This is a genomic window from Verrucomicrobiota bacterium, assembly GCA_016871495.1.
Classification (GTDB): domain Bacteria; phylum Verrucomicrobiota; class Verrucomicrobiia; order Limisphaerales; family VHDF01; genus VHDF01.
Window position 1 is genome coordinate 1 of sequence record VHDF01000195.1, and the last position, 1,932, is coordinate 1,932.

Here is a 1,932-nt window from a genome sequence, read left to right on the forward strand (position 1 = left end):
TTACTTTTCGGCCATTCCGCGGTTTGCCGGTGGCGAGCGTCTGCCCATTCAAGAATCTGATTAATCGTCAGAACTGGAAGGGCTTGGATGTTTCTGCCGCCACGCTTCTCCGCCAGCAGTTGTGCCAGTGAGGAGCCGCCGGGAAGTCCGCGAATACCTATGCTGAGAGCGGCATGAATGTTGACCCACTTCTCACCATTGGTGTCCGGAATGGCGCCTGACTTAACTTTCGGCCATTCCCCGGTTTGCCGGTGGTGTGCGTCCGCCCACTTCAAAATCTGCTCCTCCGTCAGCGGCGGCAGCGGCGCGATTGAACGGACGGTGCGCAGGTAAAACGCATCAGCGAAACGGGCGGTGACACGAGTGGGGAGGTTGAGGGTTAGCTTGGACGGTAAGCTGGCGCGGACCTTGCCCCGCTTGCCGAGGTTGGCTCGCAGGTTGTCCAGTTCGCTGGCGAGCTGGTCGTCGTGCGAGCGCAGGGCTTTGAGCACGCGCCAGACCTGCTTGAAGGAGGAGTCTGCCAGCACGGTGTCGTCGTCCTCGCCGCTGCCGATATACACCGGCAGGATGATGATGCCGTGCTGCTTGTGCTCGGACTTGCGGATGGCCCGGCCCACGGCCTGGATGATGTCCACCTGCGATTCCTTTGGGTCAATGAAGGCCACGCCGTCCAAGGCCCGCACGTCAATGCCCTCACTCAAGCACCGGGCGTTGGTCACAATGCCACGGGCGGGCGGCTGCACTTCGCGGAGGCGGTCAAGGATGGCGTCGCGCCGGTTGCTGGCCATGTCGCCGGAAATCAGCTCGGTCCAAATCTGGCCGGAGGGCTGGTCGCGGCGGGGCATCCAGCGGAGGAACTGCGGAAACTGGTCGGCAAACTCGCGTGCCCGGCTCACGCGGCCGTGAAAGGTGATGATGCGCCGCAGGTCATACTTCCGAATGGCCTTGGCCACGGCGATGTGGCTCGCCAGCGTGCGGGCGTCGGTGATGGTCTCGCCGTCCACGGTGACGAAGGTGCCCTCCTCCGCATACTGACGGCACGCTGGGTCGTCCACGCCGACAATCTCCACGCGGTAGTCAGTGAGCAGCTTCAGCCGGATGGCGTCGGAGAACTTGAGTTCATGGAAGACGGGGCCGAAGACCGCGTGGTCATCCATCGAGACGAGTTCCAGCCCGAGCGAGTCAGCGCGGGACTTGGAAGCCTCGGACGCGAAGCGCGGAGTGGCGGTCATGAACAGGCGCTTGCGGGCGGGGATTTGCCGGGCATCGAGGACGGTGGCGAAGGGGCCTTCCTTGACGCCCGCGCAGCGGTGCGCCTCGTCCGCAATGACCAAGTCGAACGGCTTGAGCCGGTGCTGCTGGAGGGCGAGAGCCACCGTGGGAGCCGACTGGTAAGTGGAGAAAACCACTCGCCGCCCTGTGCCGCGCAGGAACGCCGCAATCTCGGAAGGTTGCGTGGTTGGCGGCACGCCCAGTTCGCTGACGTGGGCGATGAGATGATCCTCGCCGCCGATAGTCTGGTCGGAGCAGACCGGCAGAAAGCGGAACGGTTGAAGGGCATCCTTGGACCAATCGCTCAGAAGTTGGGAAACCAATGACAGCGAGGGCACGAGGACGAGCGTGCGCTGAGACTTCATCGCCTCGGCCACGCGCAGGCCGATGAGCGTCTTGCCGGTGCCACAGGCGCGGATGAGTTGCCCACGATCGTGCTGCTTGAATCCGCGAACGGCGTCGGCAATGGCCCGTCGCTGGTCCGGCCGGGGTTGGCGGGGAGGCGGTTGCGGGGCGACGAGCTTGTCCGGAGAAGCTGGCCAGTTCAGCTCGCGGTTCTTAAGCTCGGAGAACAGCAGGCAGCCCACCTTCTTTTCCTGAGCCTCGATAACCTCGCGGGCGTTGTGGCCCATCTCGGCGGCGGTGGCAATCAGCAGCCGA

Annotated in this window: 1 protein-coding gene; it reads right to left on the reverse strand. The window is 64.3% G+C overall.

The window, feature by feature from the left end:
- Positions 1-1,932, reverse strand: a 1,932-nt coding sequence (locus tag FJ404_19795; protein MBM3825089.1) for a hypothetical protein, incomplete at both ends; no start/stop codon positions are given.